This window comes from Cupriavidus sp. BIS7, from assembly GCF_000292345.1.
GTDB lineage: Bacteria > Pseudomonadota > Gammaproteobacteria > Burkholderiales > Burkholderiaceae > Cupriavidus.
In genome coordinates this window covers 1-926 of the sequence record NZ_ALOU01000124.1, presented here as the reverse complement: position 1 = coordinate 926, position 926 = coordinate 1, and the positions used below count along the sequence as shown (strand labels likewise).

Sequence of the window (926 nt, the reverse complement as noted above, 5' to 3'; positions counted from 1 at the left end):
GCGCCCGCCTCGATCCAGTCCAGCATCTGTGGCGCGATGCGCGCGGCGGAGGTCTGATCGTTGATGTACATCCAGCAGGTGTTGCCGCCGTGCATGAAGACCTGCCCACCGGCCGGGCGTTGCCACACCCAGTCCAGCGGCGAACCGTCCTTGCGCAGGCGATGCAGCACCACGGCGCCGCGCGGAGCCGGATTGGCGCCCCGGCCGTAGAACCCGGCCACTCCGCGCCGGAAACTCAGGTCTTCGCATGCAACACCTTCGAACACCGGGTGTGCATGCACGCGCTCCACCATCAGGTCTTCAACGCCACGGCCGGCCGCCACGCGATAAGGTTCCAGTTCGTCGAAGACCGGATAGACGAGATGGCCGTTGAAGACCAAAGTGCCGCCGGCATCAAGATGCGTGCGCAGCATGGCGCGATGGGTCAGCAGCGCACGCTGGTCGATATGCGCCTCGATCAGGATGGTGCGACGGCCCTGGAAATCCTCGCTGCGCAGGTCGCGTAATGAGCGGGACTCCATGCCGCGCGCCTGCAGCAGCGCGGTAAAGGCCGGCAGCTCGTGAGAGATGGCACGGACGTGCAGGACGTTGTTCATGGTGATGATTTCGGGTTCTCCATCAACGGTTGTGAAAACACCGGCACGGCTGTGCCGGCTCCGGGAAGTTCCTCCAGACGGACGCGGCGCACGCGCATGCGATACAGCCGCGACAGTGCAGCCTCGTCCATGACCGTGTCCGGCGTACCGAAGGCATGGCTGCCCTCCCCGAACAGCAACACCGCATGACTGGCAAATTCCAGCGCATGCTGTGGCGAATGGGTGCTGAACAGCGTGGTGATTCCGTCAGCGGCGAGGTCGGCCAGCAGCCGCAGCGTCAACGCCTGGTTGCGCCAGTCCATCGCGGCGGACGGTTCGTCGAGCAGCAGC

General features: G+C 65.4%; 2 protein-coding genes. Both read right to left on the bottom strand.

Features of this window, described 5'->3' with window-relative positions; all coding sequences use genetic code 11:
- Window positions 1-596 (bottom strand): hypothetical protein (locus B552_RS28000; RefSeq protein ID WP_019452148.1); only part of this gene is annotated, 596 nt, incomplete at its 3' end.
- On the bottom strand, window positions 593-926 hold a 334-nt coding region (locus B552_RS0126815), incomplete at its 5' end, for an ABC transporter ATP-binding protein (protein WP_019452147.1). The genes B552_RS28000 and B552_RS0126815, both read right to left, overlap by 4 nt.